This is a genomic window from Pseudaquabacterium terrae (genome assembly GCF_013266755.1).
GTDB lineage: Bacteria > Pseudomonadota > Gammaproteobacteria > Burkholderiales > Burkholderiaceae_C > Pseudaquabacterium > Pseudaquabacterium terrae.
The window spans coordinates 1-17,433 of record NZ_JABRWJ010000023.1; the positions used below are offsets into that span (position 1 = coordinate 1).

Genomic DNA, 17,433 nt, shown 5'->3' on the forward strand with positions numbered 1-17,433 from the left:
GGTACATTCTGGATTCGGCATTGCCTCCGCCCTTCGTCAAGATTCAGCACCTCGACAAACGGGCATTCCAGGGGCAATGCCGTCCTCGCTTTCACGGGGGTAGCGTGAAATTTCCGGGCTAGTACTTCATCGAGAGCGAGCGCGAGGCGATTCCGTTCTCACGCCAGCAGCGCTCGCTGGTCTACCAGCGCAGCAAGGGCGAATCGGACAAGCGGCCGTTCGGCACCCAGCTCGATGTCGGCGCCCCGGGCTACGAGTGGATCAACCATTCGCTGCAGCCGACGCGGCTGGCCACGCACGACTTCCGCGTCGACATCGGCGCCCAGGCCGGCAGTCGCTGCACGCAGCCGTATTCGGCGAGCCTGTTCAACATCTCGGCGCTGAGCTTCGGCGCTTTAAGCGCCAACGCCATCATGGCGCTCAACGGCGGCGCGAAGCTCGGCGGCTTCGCACACGACACCGGCGAGGGCTCGATCAGCCGCCACCACCGCGTGCACGGCGGCGACCTGATCTGGGAGATCGGCTCGGGCTACTTCGGCTGCCGCAACGCCGACGGCTCGTTCGACGAAGCGCAGTTCGAGGCCAACGCGCGCGACTGCCAAGTGCGGATGATCGAGCTGAAGCTCAGCCAGGGCGCCAAGCCCGGTCATGGCGGCGTCCTGCCGGGGCCGAAGGTGACGGCCGAGATCGCCGCGACGCGCGGCGTGCCGGTCGGCGTCGACTGCATCTCGCCGGCCGTGCACAGCGCGTTCGATACGCCGCTGCAGATGCTGGCGTTCATCGACCGGCTGCGCACGCTGTCGGGCGGCAAGCCGGTCGGCTTCAAGCTGTGCATCGGCCACCCGTGGGAGTGGTTCGCCATCGTCAAGGCGATGCTGGAGAGCGACCTGCTGCCGGACTTCATCGTCATCGACGGCGCCGAGGGCGGCACCGGTGCCGCGCCGCTGGAATTCACCGACCACGTCGGCGCGCCGCTGCAGGAAGGGCTGCGCCTGGTGCACAACACGCTGGTCGGCGTGGCCTTGCGTGATCGCATCAGGCTCGGGGCCGCCGGCAAGATCATCAGTGCCTTCGACATCGCCCGCGCGCTGGCGCTCGGCGCCGACTGGTGCAACTCGGCGCGCGGCTTCATGTTCGCCCTCGGCTGCATCCAGGCGCAGAGCTGCCACACGGGCCATTGCCCGACCGGCGTGACGACGCAGGACCCGCTGCGCCAGCAGGCGCTGGTGGTGCCCGACAAGATCGAGCGCGTGCGCCGCTTCCACGAGTACACGCTCGAAGCGCTGAAGGAGCTGGTGCAGGCCGCCGGCCTCGAGCATCCGAACCGGATCACGCCGGCGCACATCGTGCGCCGCACCAGCGACCACCAGGTGCGGCTGTTGTCGCGCCTGCTGCCGACGCTGCGGCCCGGCGAGCTGCTGGCCGCCGAACGCGGCGAGGCGGCGTGGCCGCACCAGGTGTTCGCGCTGTACTGGCCCCTGGCGCGCAGCGACAGCTTCAAGGCAGCGCGCAGCGACGGCGTCAAAGCCGGAGCGTGAAGCCCGTCACGCCTTCAGCCACCCGCCATCCACAACAACCCGCTATCCCCCGCGCCTCGGGGATGCGATTACGCGCGCGCAGTCGACAGAATCGGTTACATCAAGATACCGATAGTCGTTGGGACCATGAAGACCGCCTTGCTCGCCGGGCACACCCCGGCGCGGAGTCAGTCGTGGCGTGAGGAATTGCTGGCCACGGGCGAATGGGATGTGCTGGGTCCGGTGCAGAGCTTCGCCTCGGCCCGCGTGCTGATGCACCGCCACGATCCGCACCTGCTGATCTCGGACCTGCGGCTGATCGATGGCACCGTGCTCGACATGATCCGCGTGCTGCGTGTCGGCGTCAGCCCGCTGCGCGCGCAGGTGCTGGTCGTCGCCCATGGCGAAGACCGGCTGCTGCTCGATGCGCTGCAGGAAGGCGCCGACAGTTTCTACGACGCCCAAGACCTGCGCAGCGAGCCGTTGCACTCGCATGCGCGCGACACGCTCGACGGCGGCGCCGACATCACGCCGTGGATCGCGAGCCGGCTGCTCGACCACTTCGAGGCCGACCGGCGCAGCGTCGCGGTCTCGCCGCTCGACGAGATGATCAGCCCGCTGGCGCTCGGCCACGAGGACCTGCTGCTGCTGCGCCGGCTGGCGATCGGCCGCCGCGTCGCCGACATCGCCCGCTACGAAAGCGTCAGCCCGCGCGCCATCTCGGCCCGGGTGCGGGCGATCTATCGCAAGATGCAGTGGGACCTGCGCGCCGGCAGCCTGAGCCTGCAGGCCGCTTGAAGGACCAGGCCCCCTACACGCCTGCGGCGTGGTCCCCCCAAGGGGGATCAGGCCTCTTGGGGCGGCCCGGCGAGGCCTGATCCTAGCCCCCGAAAGACGCGGCGGTCAGGCCGCCGGCGGCGCCGTGTCGACGAAGCTCGGCCGCGCCGCCAGCTTCTCGGCCAGGCGCGCCAGGTTCGGATGGTCGCCGCGCCAGTCGATCGTCGGAAAGCGGAAATCGAGGTAGCCGAGCGCGACGCCGACGGCCACGTCGGCCAGCGTGAAGTGGTTGCCGTTGCACCAGGGCTTGTCGCCCAGGCCCTGGCTCATCGCCTTCAACGACGAGGTGATGCGGCTCAGCTGCCGGTCGATCCAGGCCTGGCTGCGCGCCGCGCCGCGCGGCGCCCAGGTCTCTTCCAGGCGCGCCAGCAACGCCGCGTCGCAGACGCCGTCACCCAGCGCTTCCCAGGTACGCACCTCGACCCGTTCGCGGCCCGACGGCGGGATCAGCTTGCCGACCGGCGACAGCGTGTCGACGTACTCGACGATGACGCGCGAATCGAAGACCGCCTCGCCGCCTTCCATCACCAGGCAGGGCACCTTGCCCAGCGGATTGGACTTCAGGATCGCGTCCTGCGCCCAGACGTCCTCCAGCACCAGCTGGTAGTCGAGCCGCTTCTCCGCCATCACGACTCGCACCTTGCGTACATAAGGGCTGGTCAGCGATCCGATCAGTTTCATGGGCGGGCGAAGGGTCGATGAGCCGGTGGCGGGAGTGCGATCGATTCTAGCGAGGCGACCCCGCGCAAATGGTTTCGACCGCCGGCACTGCCGGCAGTGTGGCAAGCAACCGACGCTGGGTGCACCAGCGCGGTGCGTCGACCCGCGGCGCGATGCAAGTCGACGAACGGTCGAATTGCGCCGGTGAACGGTGGCTGATCCGTCTCAAGTCGAATCGCGCGTAAGCCGAAGACCTCGATATGTGTCGGAAAGTGCCCTCGCCCCGCCGCCCCGTGAAGGGCTTCACGCTCGTCGAACTGATGATCACCGTGGCCATCGTCGCGATCCTCAGCTCGATCGCCTACCCGAGCTTCATGGGCAGCATCCGCAAGGGTCGCCGCGCCGATGCCAGCGATGCCGCCGCCGGCGTGATGCAGGCACAGGAACGCTGGCGCGCGAACAACGCCCTCTACACGACCACGCTGGCGAGCCTGAACATCGCCAGCAGCACGACCGGCAACGGCTACTACACGATGGCGCTGTCGGCGGCCAGCGGCACCGGTTACACGCTGTCGTTCACGCCGGTGGCCGCCAAGGGCCAGAACCACGACACCGGCTGCACCGCGCTGTCGGTCACGGTCACGTCCGGCAATCCGGCCTACGCGCCCGCCGCGTGCTGGAGCCGATGATGCCCTGCCGCCGCGTCCGCGGACTGACGCTGATCGAAGTGGTGGTGGCGATCGCCATCGCGGCCATCATGCTCGGCCTTGCCGCGCCGTCCTTCGTCGAGAGCATCGCCCGCACGCGGCTCGAAGGCGCGGTCAGCACGCTCGGCATCGACGTGCAGTACGCGCGCAGCGAAGCGATCCGCCGCCGCACCAACGCGACGCTGACGATCCTGTCCGGCGGCGCTTCGTACACCATCGGCTACACGCCGACCAGCGGCGCCGACGTCGTGCTGAAGACCGTCGCGCTGCCCTCGGGGGTGAGCCTGTCGGCGGCCGGGCCGATCGTCTTCGAAGGCCTGCGCGGCACCACCGCCGCGGAGACCATCACCGGCAGCAGCAGCCAGACCGGCGCGCAGCTGCGCGTCACCACCAACGCCTTCGGCCGCATCTCGACCTGCTCGCCGGGGTCCAGCCTGCACGGGTACACCGCATGTTGAGTCTGCGCCCTCGTCGCCGCGGTGCGCCTGCGCGCGCGCGCCAGCGCGGCCTGTCGATCATGGAGCTGATGATCGGTGCGACCGTCGGCATGATCGTGATGAGCGGCGCGGTGCTGCTGTTCGCCAAGAACGTCTCGGGCTCGCGCATGCTGCTCGCCGAAACGCGGCTGAACCAGGACCTGCGCAACGCCACCGACCTGCTGACGCGCGACCTGCGCCGCGCCGGCTACTGGGGCAATGCGATTCTCGGCACGACCGCGATCGGCGTCGGCTCGGTGACCACGCAGAACCCGTACAGCCAGGTCACCAGCCCGGCCGCCGACGAGGTCAGCTACCGCTTCTCGCGCGACGCGGCCACCGACAACAACACGCTCGACAACAACGAGCAGTTCGGCTTCCGGATCGTCGACGGCGCCTTGCAGATGCAGGTCGGCAGCAGCTGGACCGACGTCACCGACAAGAGCTCGGTGACGATCACCGAGCTGAGCGTGACGCCGACGGTGACGCAGATCAGCCTCGGCGACACCTGCCCGACCGTCTGCGGCATCGGCACGCCCAACTGTCCCACCACCACCGTGCGCAGCTTTGCCGTCGTGCTGCACGGTCAATCGGTTCGCGACGCCAACGTCCAGCGCAGCCTGCGCTCGACGGTGCGCGTGCGCAACGACCAGGTCAGCGGCGCCTGCCCGGCCTGAAGGAACGCACGATGTCCACCCGGTTCAACCGTCCTCCGCGCCGCAGCCAGCGCGGCCTCGGCACGCTCGTCATCGCGCTGGTGCTGCTGTTCGCCGCTTCGCTCGGCGCGCTGTACGTCAACCGCGGCGTGCTGGTCGAACAGCGCACCTCGGCCAACCAGATGCAGGCCACCTTGAGCCACGAGGTTGCCGAGGCGGCGCTCGAATGGGCCACCGGCATGCTGAACGCGCCCTACGACATCGGCGCCAACTGCACCTACGACAACACCGCCGGCAACACCTCGTTCCGCAAGCGCTACGTGATGTCGAGCTGGAACGCCGCGACGCCGACGACCAACGTCGTGCCGGCGACGACCGTCTTCCCGGGCTGCAAGATGGATCCGAGCAACGGCGCGTTGACCTGCAGCTGCCCGAACGCGCCGGCCAGCGGCACCGCGGTGGCCAGCCTGGGCAGCAGCGTGCAGCCGGGCTTCACGGTGGCCTTCGAAGCCGTGCCCGGTGACACCGACGCGGTGAAGATCACCGCCTGGGCCTGCAGCGCGCAAGCGGCGAGCTGCGCGTCGACGACCTACGGCAATGCCGATGGCAATGCGCGCACGACGGTCACGCTCAAGCTCGGCCTGTCGCCGCGTCCGCCGGCGGCGCCGCTGACCTGCGGCACGTCGTGTGACATCGGCGGCTCCTTCAACGTCGCCAACAACGACGTCGCGACCAACGGCATCACGATCAACGCCGGCACGACGATCGACACCTCGCCCGGCACCACGGTCACGACGCTGGCCGGCCAGCCGGTGGCCAACTCGCAGATCGAGAACGACCAGTCGCTGTACTCGCTGGCCAGCGCCGACCCGACCTGCGAGAACTCGGCGATGTTCAAGACCTACTTCGGCATGACGATCGAGCGCTTCCGCGACTCGCCGACCACCAAGATCATCAGCTGCGGCAGCGCATCGGACTGCAAGAGCCAGATCGACACCGCCTACAGCCAGGGCTGGCGCTCGTTCTACTTCAACTCCGACCTGCAGCTCAGCGGCAACAACACCTACGGCACGCAGGCCGACCCGATCATCTTCGTCACGCCGAACGCGCTGAAGATCAACGGCAACAACACCTTCTACGGCCTGATCTTCTCGAACAGCGCCGACTGGAACGACATCGGCACCGGCTCGGCGGTCATCAACGGGGCCCAGATCACCTGCGCGGCCTACAAGACCAACGGAAACGGCACGGTGACCTACGACCCCGATGCGCTGAAGAACGCCCGCCGCATGAGCGCACCGCTCGTGCGCGTGCCGGGCAGCTGGCGCGACTTCCGCACCACCACGGACACGCTGCCATGAACCGCCGCCTGACTCACTCGCAGCGGGGCTTCTCGCTGCTCGAATCACTGATCGCGCTGGTGGTCATGGCCTTCGGGCTGCTGGCGATCGCCGGCATCGGCCTGAAGCTCGCCACCAGCGAGGACGTCGCGCGCCAGCGCGGCGAAGCGGCACGGCTGGCGCAGGAGAAGATCGAGGAATTCCGCTCCTTCACGCAGATCGACACCGCCGCCGGCGTCAATGCGTGGGAGAGCATGGGCAGTGGCGGCAGCAGCGACGTGATCGCCAACGGTGCCGACTACCACGCCAACACGCAATTCAACCGCAGCTGGCAGGTGCTCGACAGCGCCGACGACCCGTGGCGCCGCGTGCGCGTCACCGTCAACTGGGCCGATCGGGTCGGCGGAGCGACGGTACCGAACACGCTGTCGTTCAGCACGATCATCTCGAAGACCGATCCGTTCGACAGCGGTTCGCTCGCCTTCCCGCTGCCTGGTAACACGACATTGAAGCGGCCGAAGAACCGCAACCTGAACATCCCCGTGCCGGCGGTCGACCTGGGCGGCGGCAAGAGCGTCGTGCAGTTGGCCAGCAATTTCGCGGTGGTGTTCTCGAACGATTCGGGCTACGTCGTGCTGACCTGCAACTTCGTCGTCGACAGCATCGACGACCTGAGCAACTGCACCGAGACCAGCGCCTACATCATCGCCGGCTACATCTCGCTGAGCGGCACGACGAGCTTCCCGAGCGGGCTGCTGGTCAGCACCGCGCAGCTCAGCGGCACCAGCGGCGTGACCTGCACGCTGGCGAACGCGGTCGACCAGAACACCGGCACCGCGATCTCCGGCTACAAGTACTACCTCTGCGTGGTCAGCGTGCCTTCGCCGGGCGCGGCCTGGGCGGGCACGGTGCGGCTCGGCGGTTCGGGGCTGAACTCGGGCGCGACGGGGTACAAGGTCTGCCGCTTCGAGTACCCGGGTGGCAATGGTGCGACGAACAACCAACGCAACATGCAGCCGTACGGGCAAGTCGCCGAGTCGCTGGACAACCAGAACTACGTGCTGTCGACCAGCCACGGCGATTGCCCGACGATCAGCTCGCTGGCAACGGTCGAGCACCAGAACTGCCGCGGCAGCAACCCGAACAGCAACCCGAGCCGCGCCACCGATTGCCCGGTCAACTGAGCACCCCCAAACCTGCCGCTTCGCGTCAGGCCCCCCGAGGGGGTCAAGCAAAGTGGCAGAGCCACATTTGCTTGAGAGCACGGCGGCGCGTCAGCGCGCCAGCGTCCAGTCGACCTGCGCCGGCCGGCCGGTCACGCGCAGCTCGGCACATGCCGGCGCCTGCCGCGCGATCACCTCGCCGCGGCGCAGCACTGCCAGCCGCGCCGCGCGCAGCCGGATCGCCTCGACCGGCGAGCGCGCCTGCAGCAGCACCGCATCGGCATGGCAGCCGACCTCGAGCCCGTAGCCCTCGAGCCCGAGCACCCGCGCGGCATTCACCGTCACCGCGTCGAAGCAGGCCCGCATCTGCGCCTGCGACGTCATTTGCGCGACGTGCAGCCCCATCTGCGCGACCTCGAGCATGTCGCCCGAGCCGAGCGCATACCACGGGTCCATCACGCAGTCGTGGCCGAACGCGACGTTGACCCCGGCGGCCATCAGCTCGGGCACGCGGGTCATGCCGCGGCGCTTCGGGTAGCTGTCGTGGCGGCCCTGCAGCGTGATGTTGATCAGCGGGTTGGCGACGGCGTGCACCCGCGCCTCGGCGATCAGCGGGATCAGCTTGGACGCGTAGTAGTTGTCCATCGAATGCATCGAGGTCAGGTGCGAGCCGGTGACGCGGCCCTGCAGCCCGAGGCGCTGCGTGTGGAAGGCCAGCGTCTCGATGTGCCGCGACAGCGGGTCGTCGCTCTCGTCGCAGTGCATGTCGACCGGCAGCGCGCGGCGCGCGGCGATCTCGCACAGCAGCCGCACGCTCTCCGCGCCATCCGCCATCGTGCGCTCGAAATGCGGGATGCCGCCGACGACGTCGACCCCCCGGTCGAGCGCGCGCTCCAGCGTGGCCAGTGCATGCGGCGTGCGCAGCACGCCGTCCTGCGGAAACGCCACCAGCTGCAGGTCGAGCCAGGGCTTGATGCGTTCGCGCACCTGCAGCAGTGCCTCGACGGCCAGCAGCCGCTGATCGCAGACATCGACGTGCGTGCGGATTGCCAGCAGCCCGCGGGCGACGGCCCAGTCGCAGTACTGCAGCGCGCGGTCGACCAGCGCCTCCTGCGTCAGCAGCGGCTTCAGCTCGCCCCACAGCGCGATGCCTTCGAGCAGCGTGCCGCTGGCGTTGATGCGCGGCAGCCCATAGGACAGCGTCGCGTCCATGTGGAAGTGCGCGTCGACGAAGGGCGGGCTCAAGAGCCAGCCGCCGGCATCGAGCTCGGGTTCGTTCTCGGCGCCGTGCAGGCCGGGGCCGATCGCGGCGAAGCGGCCGTCGCGCACCAGCAGGTCAATGCCGCTGCGGCCATCGGGCAGCGTGGCGTTGCGGATCAGCATGGGGTGGGTTCTCCTGCAGGCAGTGAGCGAAGCGGTGGCATAGGCTACCGGCTTTGCGGCTGACGATGAAACCTGCACGCACGCTGACCGAGCCGGCCCGCTCGACGCCGGTGATCGCCGAGACCGAGGTCCTCGTGCTCGGCGGCGGGCCGGCCGGCATCGCCGCGGCGGCTGCGGCCGCGCAGGCCGGCCGGCGCACGCTGCTGGTCGAGCGCTACGGCTTTCTCGGCGGCATGGGCACGGCGGCCGGCGTGACCAACTTCTGCGGCCTGCATGCCAACGTCTTCGGCCACATCGAGCAGGTGGTGCACGGCGTCGTCGACGAGCTGCTCGACCGCATGCGGCGCATGGACGGCCTGGGCGAGCCGCACGCCCTGTTCGGCGGCAAGATCGCCGCGCAGGCCTACGACAACGCGGCGTTCAAGGTGGCCGCCGACGAGCTGCTGCTGGCGCGCGGCGCGCAGCTGCTGTTCCATGCGCTCGCCGTCGGCGTGATGATGCGCACGCCGCAAGACATCGATGCGCTGCTGGTCGAAACCAAGTCCGGCCGCGGCGCGATCACTGCCGAGGTCTTCATCGATTGTTCCGGTGACGCCGACCTGGCCGCCGCCGCCGGCGTGCCGTTCGAGAAGGACGAGCTGCTCTACCCGTCGACGATGTTCCGCATCCACGGCGTGAACGATCAGCGCGCCGGCGCGGTGTGGAACCAGCTCGATGCGCTGATGGCCGAGGCGGAGCGCCGAGGCCGCCGCTTTGCGCGCAAGACCCCGATCGTGCGGCCGCAGAAGCATGCCGGCGAGTGGCGCGCCAACGTCACGCAGCTGGCCAATCCCGACGGCAGCGCGGTCGATGGCACCGACGCCTGGCAGCTGAGCGCCGCCGAGGTCGAAGGCCGGCGCCAGAGCGTCGATTTCATGGATTTCCTGCGCAGCGCCGCACCCGGCTTCGAGCACGCCTACCTGCTCGAGATCGCGCCGCAGCTGGGCATCCGCGAAACGCGGCGCATCGTCGGCGAGCTGCAATTGAGCGATCAGCACGTGCTCGGCTGCGCGAGTTTTGCCGACAGCATCGGCGTCAACGGCTGGCCGATCGAGGCGCACGTGGCCGGCGACGTGCACTTTGAATTCCCGCCCGGGCTGGGCACGCACCGCGGCTACAACCAGCTGCCGCTGCGCATGATCGTGCCGCGTGTCGTGGACAATCTGCTGGTCGCCGGTCGCTGCGCATCGATGACGCACCGTGGCCAGTCCGCCGCGCGTGTCAGCGGCGCCTGCTTCGTGATGGGTGAAGCCGCCGGCACCACTGCTGCGCTGGCCCTTCAGCACGCACACAGCGCACGCGAACTGGCGCCCGCCGAGCTGCAGCGTTTGTTGCAGCAGCACGGCGTATTTCTCGGCGAGTGAAATTCGAGACCTACAACAACGAGGAGTCCTGATGACCCCGCAACGACGTCGTGTGCTGTCCCTGCTTGCCGCCGGCCCCGCGGCAATCGCGCTGCCCGGCTGGGCACAGACCGCCGCACCGCGCACCGAGGCCGCGGCGAAACCGCTGGCCTGGCCGACGCAGCCGCTGAAAGTGCTGGTCGGCTTCCCCGCCGGCTCGACGCCGGACCTCGCGGCGCGCGCGATCTCCGAGGCGCTGGCGAAGAACCTCGGCCAGCCGGTGGTGGTCGAGAACCGGCCCGGCGCGTCGGGCAACATCGCCGCCGACCTGGTCGCCAAGGCGCGCGACGACCACACCATCGGCGTGCTGATCAACGGCAACCTGACGGTCGCCCGGCTGCTGAATCCGAAGCTGCCCTTCGATCCGGCGAAGGACTTCGCGCCGTTGTCGCTGATCGGCACCGCGCCGCTGCTGCTGACGGTCACCGGCAGCGCGCCCGGCACCCGGCCCGCCGAGCTGCTGCACTGGGTGCGCGGGCTCGAGGGCAAGGCCAACTACGGCACGCCGGGCAACGGCACCGTCGGCCACCTCGGCATGGAGCTGATCAAGAGCAAGACCGGCATCACCGCGGTGCATGTGCCGTATCCGGGCAATCCGCAGGTGATCAATGCGATGCTGTCGGGTCAGGTCCAGCTGGCGCTGCTGCCGCCGGGCCTGGCGCTGCCGCACGTGCGCAGCGGCAAGCTGAAGGCGATCGGCCTGACCTCGCCCGGCCGCAGCGCGCTCGTCACCGACCAGCCGACCTTGCGGGATGCCGACGTCACCGGCGCCGACCTCGAGATCTGGACCGCTGCCGCCGCGCCGGCCACGATGCCCAAGGCGGTGGTCGCGCGCTTGAGCGCCGCGCTGGTCGACGCGATCCGCGCGCCCGAGTCGCGCCAGAAGCTGCTGAATGTCGGCTGGCAGGCGGTGGGCACCGCGCCCGAAGGGCTGGCCAACCGGATGAAGGCCGATACCGCGCAGTTGGGCGGCATCATCATGATGCGCGGCATCAAGGCGGATTCGTAAGATGCTCGCGGACGCACAGATTCGCCGTTATCACGACGACGGTTACCTGGTGCTGCCGGGCTTCAAGACGGCGGCCGAAGTGGCGGCGCTGCGCGAACGCGCGCAGCAGATCGTCGAGGAGTTCGATCCCGGCCCGCGGCGCGCGATCTTCAGCACGACCGACCAGGCGCGCGGCACGGGCCGCGAGTTCCTCGACTCGGCCGAAGGCATCCACTGCTTCTTCGAGGAAGAGGCCTTCGACGAGCTTGGGCGACTGCGCCAGGCCAAGGCCTTGTCGATCAACAAGATCGGCCACGCGATGCACGACCTCGACCCGGTCTTCGAGCGCTTCTCGCGCGGGCCGCGCATGGCCGCGCTGGCGCGCAATCTGGGCCTGGCCGAGGCGAAGCTCTGGCAATCGATGTACATCTTCAAGCAACCCGGCATCGGCGGCGAGGTGAAGTGGCACCAGGACGCCACCTTCTTCGACACCACGCCGTGCACGGTGACGGCGTTCTGGTTCGCGCTGGAAGACGCGACGCGCGACAACGGCTGCCTGTGGGTCGAGCCGGGCGGCCAGCGCGGCCCGCTGCGCGAGCGCTTCGTGCGCGACGGCGACGCGGTGCAGATGGAAACGCTGGACTCGACGCCCTGGCCGGACGATGCGGTCGCCGTGCCGGTGGAGGTGGAAGCCGGCACGCTGGTCTGCTTCCACGGCCTGCTGCCGCACTGGAGCGCGCCGAACCGCTCCAGCGTGTCGCGCCATGCGTACACGCTCCACGCGACCGACGCCGCCAGCGCCTACTCGCCGCGCAACTGGCTGCAGCGCGGGCGCTTGCCGCTGCGCGGCTTCGACTGAAAACCTATCCCGGCCAGGTCAGCGCGACGGCCAGGTGCTTGCGGCCGTCGATCGCCACGCTGCGCTGCTGGGTCCGGCCGTCGTGCCGAGCCTCGACCATGTAGGTCCCGGCCGGCAGGTCGAGCAGCACGATGGGCCCCAGCCCGCCGCCTTCGTAGACGACGCGGCCCGCGCGGTCGCGGATGCGCAGGTCGACGCCGGCGACGAACGCGCCGCCGGGCTGCGCGAAGGTCAGCCCGAGCCGGTAGCCCGGCGCCGCCTCGCGCATCGCACGCGCTTCGTCGGCATCGACGCCGCCGCTCAGGCTGCGCACGGCGCCGTTCTCCTGCGCGACAGGCGCTGCCAAGGGGCTGCCCGCGACCAGAGCTGCCAGGACGCCCGCGAGCAAGGGCGCCAGTCGATGGTGTGTCATGTGCGCGAGGGGGCAATCGGCATGCCGTGCGCATTCGCATTGCAGTTGAAACCGCCGTGCACCGCGCCGACATCGGCGCGCGGCGTCGGGCCGCGATGCTCGCACCCTGACTGAACGAGGAGCGGCGCAATGGAGCCCTGGGGCAAGCGGATGTGGCGTGACGTCTCGAGCGAGCTGTTCGACAACGAAGGCCTGGACACGCTGTTCTCGCATGCCCGCAACATGCTGACCTGCGCGGCGATCATCGCCGCCGGGCTGTATGCCGCGCATCACATGGGTCCGCAAGCGGCATTGAGCCTGCCGAATGCGCACATCGCCGGCTACATCGTCGCCGGCTTCGGCGTCGCGATGCTCGGGCTGAACCTGCTCGACGGCCTGCGCCGCCTCGCCAAGCGGCGGCACCCGCTGCTGCTGCGCGCGCTGGCGATCTTCGTCTACGTCGTCTTGTCGGTGCGGTTGACGCAGGTGATCGTGTACTTTCGCTCGGCGGTGTGAGCCGGCGTCAGCGCCCGCCCAGCGGCAGCAGCCGGTCCTCCGGCTGCACTTCGGTCCCCGGATCGAGCTCGATCGCCACCTGCGTGCAGACGGCGCGGCACAGCGTCGCGACGCGTTCACTCTGCAGCCGGTAGTAGATCTGCGTGCCGTCGCGGCGCTTGCCGAGCACGCCGGCGCGGTACAGCGTCGACAGGTGCTGGCTCATGTTCGGCTGCGTGGTGTCGATTTCGCCGAGCAGCTGCGAGACGTTCTTTTCGCTGGTGCACAGCGCGCCGATGATCTTCAGCCGGATCGGCGTCGACAGCAGCGCGAACAGCTCGGCGACGGATTCGAAGACAGCGTCGGCGGCGGGGTCGGTTTCCATGCGGCGGGCCTGGCGATGAGTGCGCAATTTTATGCGCAGCCACCGATGGACGCCGCCCCCGCGCCGCGGCGCCTCGCTCAGGCCGTGCGCAAGGCGCCCGCGCTGCGCCGGTCCTCGCGCGCGAGGCCGGTGAAAGCGAAGTCCAGCTCCGGCAGGCGGCCGCTGACGATCTCGGCGATCGCCTTGCCCGAGCCCGCCGAGTGCGTCCAGCCGAGCGTGCCGTGGCCCGTGTTCAGGTACAGGTTGTGAATCTTCGAGCGGCCGATGTAGGGCACGTTCGACGGCGTCGCGGGCCGCAGGCCGGTCCAGTACTGCGCGTCGCGGCCATCGCTCATCTCGGGGAACAGCGCGCGCACGCGACGCACGATGGCTTCGCAGCGCGCCAGGTTCAGCGCCGTGTCGTAGCCGTTCAGCTCGGCGGTGCCGGCGATGCGCAACCGGTCGCCGAGGCGCGAGAACACGAGCTTGTATTCGTCGTCGGTCAGCGAGACCGAATAGGCCTTCGCCGGGTCCTGCACCGGCAGCGTCACCGAGTAGCCCTTGGCCGGGTAGATGTTCAGCTCGATGCCCAGCTCGCGCGCGAACGCGGCCGAGAAGGAGCCGAGACACAGCACGTAGCGGTCGGCCGCGAGCGTCGAGACGATGCCGCGCGCATCGGCGACCTGCACGGCGGCGAGCCGGTCACCTTCGGATTGCAGGCCGACGATGCGCGTGTCGTAGCGGAATTCGACGCCCGCCGCCACGCACGCAGCGGCCAGCGCCTGCGTGAAGCGGTGCGCGTCGCCCGATTCGTCGCTCGGCGTCATGCTGCCGCCGACGATCTGCGCGCGGCATTGCGCCAGCGCCGGCTCGATCGCGACGCACTCGTCGGGCGTCTTCATGTCGAGCTCGCAGCCGTGTTCGCGCATCACGCGTGCGGGCTCTTGCGCGGCGTCGAATTCGGCGGCGCTGGTGTAGAAGTGCAGGATGCCGCGCGTCAGCTGGTCGTAGTCGAGACCCAGGTCGCGGCGCAGCTGCTGCAAGGTCGCGCGGCTGTAGAGGCCGAGGTTGACGATCTGCCGGATGTTGTGGCGCGTGCGGCCGGGCGTGCATTCGCGCAGGAAGCTCATGCCCCAGCGCCATTGGCGCCAGTCGGCGCGCAGGCGGAACAGCAGCGGCGCGTCTTCCTTGGCCAGCCACTTCAGCACCTTCAGCGGTGCACCGGGGTTGGCCCAGGGCTCGGCATGCGAGACGGAGATCTGGCCGCCGTTGGCGAAGCTGGTCTCGAGGCCGGCCGCGGGCTGACGCTCGATCACGGTGACGTCGTGGCCGGCCTGGCGCAGGAACCAGGCGGTGGTGATGCCGGTGACGCCGGCGCCGAGGACGATGGTTTTCATGGAGGGGGTCTCCGAGGAAATGGCAGCAAGGGGAACGAGACGGACCTTGAGGTCCTCTCGCGCCGCTCCCGCTGTCCTCGGTACCTGAGAGATTCGGCGCCGGCGTTCAGCGAACGCTTCGGGCCTTGCTCCTTCGGTGGACACCCATCGAAACGGGCATCACTCTCCAGTGTCGGCTGTGACTCGAACCAGTACCGGGCCTGAGCGTGTATGGGAGGTTGCGCCTTCGGCGGCGGTCTTCGTGGAAGGCCGCGCTCTCCTGGTTCGAGCCGCGATTCTAGGCGAGACAGGTCCAGCGCAGTCCGGCGAAGCGCGCGAAGTCGCGGTCGAAACTCAGCAGCTCGGCGTTGTGCTCGATCGCCAGCGCGGCGAGGTGCGCATCCGACACCAGCGGTCCCCCCTGGCCGGCGCCGATGAGCAGCCGGCCGAGGATGGCTGCGTGCCGGTCGCTCGGCGCCAGCGCCACCGCTGCCGGATGATCGAGCCAGCTGTGCAGCACCAGCAGCCCCTGTTCGACCGGCAGCGGCCGGCTGAGGATGCCCGTGCGCGTGCTCAGACGCAGGAAGCCGAGCAGCACGGCCCAGGGCAGGCCGACTTCGCCTTGCTCGAAGGCTTCGCGCAACGCCTGCTTCGCGACCGCATGCTGAGGCGACGCGGAGTTGACGGCGTAGAGCAGGACGTTGACGTCGGGCAGCTTCATGCGCCGCGCGCGAGCTTGGCCGCTTGCTCCTGGTCCTCCAACTCGTCCGCCAGCGCAAGCGCCTTGGTCAAGTCGACACGTGCCGAGCCCAGGTCATGGCAGGGCCAATCCGGCGCAGGTGCCTTGCCGTAACGCGGCGCCAGGCCGGCACGCACCGCGTCATTCAGCGTGACCTTGAACGGCTTGCCGCTGCGGTAGGCCGCTTCGGCCAGCAACGCCTTCACATCCGGGTCGAGCGTGATCGTCGTGCGCATCTGTAACCCCCACTTGCTGAGCATCATGATGCCACAGCGTGAGGCATCATGATGCGCGACGTGGATTTCATCCTGCCAAACCGGGATCACCCGCGACGCCGATCAACTTCGGCACGCTGATGCGGCGCGGCTTCACGCGCGGCTTCTGCTGCTTCAGCCAGGTCTCGACGACCTCCCACACCGGCTTCCAACCCGCCGAACGCGCGGCCTCGGCCACCGGTGCCCAGCCGGCGACGCGGTAGGTCTTGTCGGCCTCGATCAACTTGCCGCTGGCCAGCCGCAGATCGGCGATGCGCTGGCCCATCGCCGCGCCCGGCGTGCAGCTGTAGGCCAGGCCGCCGGTGCGCACCATGTCGCCGCCCTGCTGGTAGTACGGGTCGGCGTTGAAGAGGTTGTCGGCGACGTCCTCCAGCACCGTCTTCAGCATCTCGCCGCGCATCTCGGTGACGGTGGCGTACGGATAGGTGATCGCCAGCTGGTCCATCAGCCGCTCGCGCGTGATGGTTTCGCCGGGCAGCAGCGTCGTGCCCCAGCGGAAGCCGGGCGACAGTGCGATGTCGGCCCCTTGCACGTCGATCAGCGCATCGCAGATCAGCTGGTCCCAGCTGCCGTTGAAGTTGCCGCGCCGGTACAGCAGGCCCTCGGTGACGGCCAGCGGCTCGGCCAGCATCGCCGCGAACGGGCCGCGACCTTTGTCGATCAGCGCCTGCATCGCCGCATCCGGCTCGAGCTGGTTCGAGAACACCGGCAGCAGCTTGTAGCGCCAGTCGGCGAGCTTGCCGTTGCGCACCTCGAAGTCCATCACGCCGAGGAACTTGCCGTTGCTGCCGGCATTCGTCACCAGCGTCGTGCCGCCGGGGTTGCTGACGGGCAAAGCGAGCGGCACCGCGTCGTGTGTGTGGCCGCCGAGGATCGCATCGATGCCGCGCACGCGGCTGGCGAGCTTCAAGTCCACGTCCATGCCGTTGTGCGACAGCAGCACGACCAATTGCGCGCCCTTGCCGCGGACCTCGTCGACGGTCTTCTGCAGGTTGGCTTCCTCGATGCCGAAGCGCCAGTCGGCGACGAAGTAGCGCGGGTTGGCAATCGGCGTGTACGGGAAAGCCTGGCCGATGATCGCCACCGGCACGCCGTTGATCTCGCGCCAGGTGTGCGACGGGAATACCGGGTCGCCGAAGTCGGCGGTCTGCACGTTCTGCGCGATGAACTCGATGCGGCCCTTCAGATCCTTGTCGACGATCTGCTTGACGCGCTCCATGCCGTAGGTGAATTCCCAGTGGCCGGTCATCACATCGACACCGAGTGCGAGCGCCGCGTCGACCATGTCCTGGCCTTGCGTCCACAGCGCGGTGGCCGAGCCCTGCCAGGTGTCGCCGCCGTCGAGCAGCAGCGCGCCGGGGCGGCTGGCCTTCAGGCGCTTGACCAGCGTCGCCAGGTGCGCGAAGCCGCCGACGCGGCCGTAGCGGCGCGCGGCGCGCTCGAAGTCGAGCATCGTGAAGGCATGGGCTTCGGCGCTGCCGGGCCGCAAGCCCGCGGCCTTCAGCGCCGCGTTGCCGACCAGGTGCGGCCACTGGCCGCGCATCGCGCCGACGCCGAGGTTGACGCCGGGCTCGCGGAAGTGCAGCGGCAGCAACTGCGCATGGCAGTCGGTCATGTGCAGCAGCGAGACCTGGCCGAAGCGCGGCAGGTCGTACAGCGCGGCCTGCGCAGTCGCAGCGTCGGCCTCGGCGTGCTGGCCGAGCGCCATGCCGGCCGCCGCGGCCGCGCCCAGCACCTGCAGGAATTCGCGGCGCGCCAGGCTCAC

18 protein-coding genes, 1 pseudogene and 1 riboswitch are annotated in these 17,433 nt (G+C 69.5%); of the genes and pseudogenes, 11 read left to right on the forward strand and 8 right to left on the reverse strand.

The genetic code is table 11. The features are described from left to right. Positions 1-122: 122 nt before the first annotated feature. A pseudogene (locus tag HLB44_RS35610) lies at positions 123-1,538 on the forward strand (FMN-binding glutamate synthase family protein); the annotation flags it as partial. Between the two features lie 126 nt (positions 1,539-1,664). After that, entirely contained in the window at positions 1,665-2,315 is a 651-nt protein-coding gene (locus HLB44_RS35615; protein WP_173135333.1) for a response regulator transcription factor, read from the forward strand. A gap of 105 nt (positions 2,316-2,420) precedes the next feature. Here HLB44_RS35615 and HLB44_RS35620 read toward each other — a convergent pair whose 3' ends face one another. Beyond that, positions 2,421-3,035, reverse strand: coding sequence for a glutathione S-transferase C-terminal domain-containing protein (locus HLB44_RS35620; protein ID WP_173135336.1), 615 nt, complete (start codon positions 3,033-3,035; stop codon positions 2,421-2,423). 272 nt (positions 3,036-3,307) lie between these two features. On the opposite strand from HLB44_RS35620, the gene HLB44_RS35625 reads away from it, so the two are divergent. Genes HLB44_RS35625 through HLB44_RS35645 form a run of 5 tightly spaced genes read left to right on the forward strand, consistent with a single transcriptional unit; the run spans position 3,308 to position 7,377 of the window. Further along, positions 3,308-3,703 carry a type IV pilin protein gene (locus HLB44_RS35625; protein WP_217283945.1) on the forward strand — a complete coding sequence of 132 codons (396 nt, stop codon included), beginning with the start codon at positions 3,308-3,310 and terminating at the stop codon, positions 3,701-3,703. Then, positions 3,703-4,179 carry a GspH/FimT family pseudopilin gene (locus HLB44_RS35630; protein WP_173135342.1) on the forward strand — a complete coding sequence of 159 codons (477 nt, stop codon included), beginning with the start codon at positions 3,703-3,705 and terminating at the stop codon, positions 4,177-4,179. The genes HLB44_RS35625 and HLB44_RS35630 overlap by 1 nt, the downstream gene beginning before the upstream one ends. Continuing rightward, positions 4,173-4,874 (forward strand): PilW family protein, encoded by a 702-nt coding sequence (locus HLB44_RS35635; protein WP_173135345.1) that lies wholly within the window; start codon positions 4,173-4,175, stop codon positions 4,872-4,874. The genes HLB44_RS35630 and HLB44_RS35635 overlap by 7 nt, the downstream gene beginning before the upstream one ends. A gap of 11 nt (positions 4,875-4,885) precedes the next feature. Continuing rightward, positions 4,886-6,214, forward strand: a complete 1,329-nt coding sequence (locus HLB44_RS35640; RefSeq protein WP_173135348.1) for a pilus assembly PilX family protein — start codon at positions 4,886-4,888, stop codon at positions 6,212-6,214. Continuing rightward, positions 6,211-7,377: a type IV pilus modification PilV family protein gene (locus HLB44_RS35645; protein WP_173135351.1), complete on the forward strand. Its 1,167-nt coding sequence runs from the start codon at positions 6,211-6,213 to the stop codon at positions 7,375-7,377. Before HLB44_RS35640 ends, HLB44_RS35645 begins: the two co-directional genes overlap by 4 nt. Before the next feature lie 90 nt (positions 7,378-7,467). Here HLB44_RS35645 and HLB44_RS35650 read toward each other — a convergent pair whose 3' ends face one another. Further along, complete coding sequence (locus HLB44_RS35650) at positions 7,468-8,739, reverse strand: amidohydrolase family protein (protein WP_173135354.1); 1,272 nt, start codon at positions 8,737-8,739, stop codon at positions 7,468-7,470. Between the two features lie 65 nt (positions 8,740-8,804). On the opposite strand from HLB44_RS35650, the gene HLB44_RS35655 reads away from it, so the two are divergent. From HLB44_RS35655 to HLB44_RS35665, 3 genes are read left to right on the forward strand one after another with little or no spacing between them, the layout of a single operon-like run. Then, positions 8,805-10,142, forward strand: a complete 1,338-nt coding sequence (locus HLB44_RS35655) for an FAD-dependent oxidoreductase (RefSeq protein ID WP_173135357.1) — start codon at positions 8,805-8,807, stop codon at positions 10,140-10,142. A gap of 31 nt (positions 10,143-10,173) precedes the next feature. Further along, positions 10,174-11,190 (forward strand): Bug family tripartite tricarboxylate transporter substrate binding protein, encoded by a 1,017-nt coding sequence (locus HLB44_RS35660; RefSeq protein WP_173135360.1) that lies wholly within the window; start codon positions 10,174-10,176, stop codon positions 11,188-11,190. 1 nt (position 11,191) lies between these two features. Further along, positions 11,192-12,028, forward strand: coding sequence for a phytanoyl-CoA dioxygenase family protein (locus tag HLB44_RS35665; protein ID WP_173135363.1), 837 nt, complete (start codon positions 11,192-11,194; stop codon positions 12,026-12,028). 4 nt (positions 12,029-12,032) lie between these two features. Here the strand turns inward: HLB44_RS35665 and HLB44_RS35670 are convergent, their stop codons facing one another. Then, entirely contained in the window at positions 12,033-12,440 is a 408-nt protein-coding gene (locus HLB44_RS35670) for a carboxypeptidase regulatory-like domain-containing protein (RefSeq protein WP_173135367.1), read from the reverse strand. Between the two features lie 129 nt (positions 12,441-12,569). Here HLB44_RS35670 and HLB44_RS35675 point away from each other — a divergent pair, with 129 nt between their 5' ends. Continuing rightward, a complete protein-coding gene (locus HLB44_RS35675) occupies positions 12,570-12,935 on the forward strand; it encodes a hypothetical protein (protein ID WP_173135370.1) in 366 nt (121 codons plus the stop codon). 7 nt (positions 12,936-12,942) lie between these two features. On the opposite strand, the gene HLB44_RS35680 is transcribed toward HLB44_RS35675, so the two are convergent. The 5 genes from HLB44_RS35680 to soxB form a co-directional block, all read right to left on the reverse strand. After that, a complete protein-coding gene (locus HLB44_RS35680; RefSeq protein WP_173135373.1) occupies positions 12,943-13,299 on the reverse strand; it encodes an ArsR/SmtB family transcription factor in 357 nt (118 codons plus the stop codon). Between the two features lie 77 nt (positions 13,300-13,376). After that, positions 13,377-14,675 carry a D-amino acid dehydrogenase gene (locus tag HLB44_RS35685; protein WP_173135376.1) on the reverse strand — a complete coding sequence of 433 codons (1,299 nt, stop codon included), beginning with the start codon at positions 14,673-14,675 and terminating at the stop codon, positions 13,377-13,379. Positions 14,676-14,854: 179 nt separating this feature from the next. After that, positions 14,855-14,947: riboswitch (glycine riboswitch) on the reverse strand. 5 nt (positions 14,948-14,952) lie between these two features. Next, a complete protein-coding gene (locus HLB44_RS35690; RefSeq protein WP_173135379.1) occupies positions 14,953-15,375 on the reverse strand; it encodes a TA system VapC family ribonuclease toxin in 423 nt (140 codons plus the stop codon). Next, positions 15,372-15,719 carry an antitoxin gene (locus HLB44_RS35695; protein ID WP_173135382.1) on the reverse strand — a complete coding sequence of 116 codons (348 nt, stop codon included), beginning with the start codon at positions 15,717-15,719 and terminating at the stop codon, positions 15,372-15,374. The genes HLB44_RS35690 and HLB44_RS35695 overlap by 4 nt, the downstream gene beginning before the upstream one ends. Then, positions 15,697-17,433: a thiosulfohydrolase SoxB gene (soxB, locus tag HLB44_RS35700; RefSeq protein WP_173135385.1), complete on the reverse strand. Its 1,737-nt coding sequence runs from the start codon at positions 17,431-17,433 to the stop codon at positions 15,697-15,699. Before soxB ends, HLB44_RS35695 begins: the two co-directional genes overlap by 23 nt.

Excerpts from the sequence above, each read along its gene's own strand:
- HLB44_RS35615 (WP_173135333.1), top strand. The coding sequence starts at position 1,665 with ATGAAGACCGCCTTGCTCGCCGGGCACACCCCGGCGCGGAGTCAGTCG.
- HLB44_RS35620 (WP_173135336.1), bottom strand. The coding sequence starts at position 3,035 with ATGAAACTGATCGGATCGCTGACCAGCCCTTATGTACGCAAGGTGCGA.
- HLB44_RS35630 (WP_173135342.1), top strand. The coding sequence starts at position 3,703 with ATGCCCTGCCGCCGCGTCCGCGGACTGACGCTGATCGAAGTGGTGGTG.
- HLB44_RS35635 (WP_173135345.1), top strand. The coding sequence starts at position 4,173 with ATGTTGAGTCTGCGCCCTCGTCGCCGCGGTGCGCCTGCGCGCGCGCGC.
- HLB44_RS35640 (WP_173135348.1), top strand. The coding sequence starts at position 4,886 with ATGTCCACCCGGTTCAACCGTCCTCCGCGCCGCAGCCAGCGCGGCCTC.
- HLB44_RS35645 (WP_173135351.1), top strand. The coding sequence starts at position 6,211 with ATGAACCGCCGCCTGACTCACTCGCAGCGGGGCTTCTCGCTGCTCGAA.
- HLB44_RS35650 (WP_173135354.1), bottom strand. The coding sequence starts at position 8,739 with ATGCTGATCCGCAACGCCACGCTGCCCGATGGCCGCAGCGGCATTGAC.
- HLB44_RS35655 (WP_173135357.1), top strand. The coding sequence starts at position 8,805 with ATGAAACCTGCACGCACGCTGACCGAGCCGGCCCGCTCGACGCCGGTG.
- HLB44_RS35660 (WP_173135360.1), top strand. The coding sequence starts at position 10,174 with ATGACCCCGCAACGACGTCGTGTGCTGTCCCTGCTTGCCGCCGGCCCC.
- HLB44_RS35665 (WP_173135363.1), top strand. The coding sequence starts at position 11,192 with ATGCTCGCGGACGCACAGATTCGCCGTTATCACGACGACGGTTACCTG.
- HLB44_RS35670 (WP_173135367.1), bottom strand. The coding sequence starts at position 12,440 with ATGACACACCATCGACTGGCGCCCTTGCTCGCGGGCGTCCTGGCAGCT.
- HLB44_RS35675 (WP_173135370.1), top strand. The coding sequence starts at position 12,570 with ATGGAGCCCTGGGGCAAGCGGATGTGGCGTGACGTCTCGAGCGAGCTG.
- HLB44_RS35680 (WP_173135373.1), bottom strand. The coding sequence starts at position 13,299 with ATGGAAACCGACCCCGCCGCCGACGCTGTCTTCGAATCCGTCGCCGAG.
- HLB44_RS35685 (WP_173135376.1), bottom strand. The coding sequence starts at position 14,675 with ATGAAAACCATCGTCCTCGGCGCCGGCGTCACCGGCATCACCACCGCC.
- HLB44_RS35690 (WP_173135379.1), bottom strand. The coding sequence starts at position 15,375 with ATGAAGCTGCCCGACGTCAACGTCCTGCTCTACGCCGTCAACTCCGCG.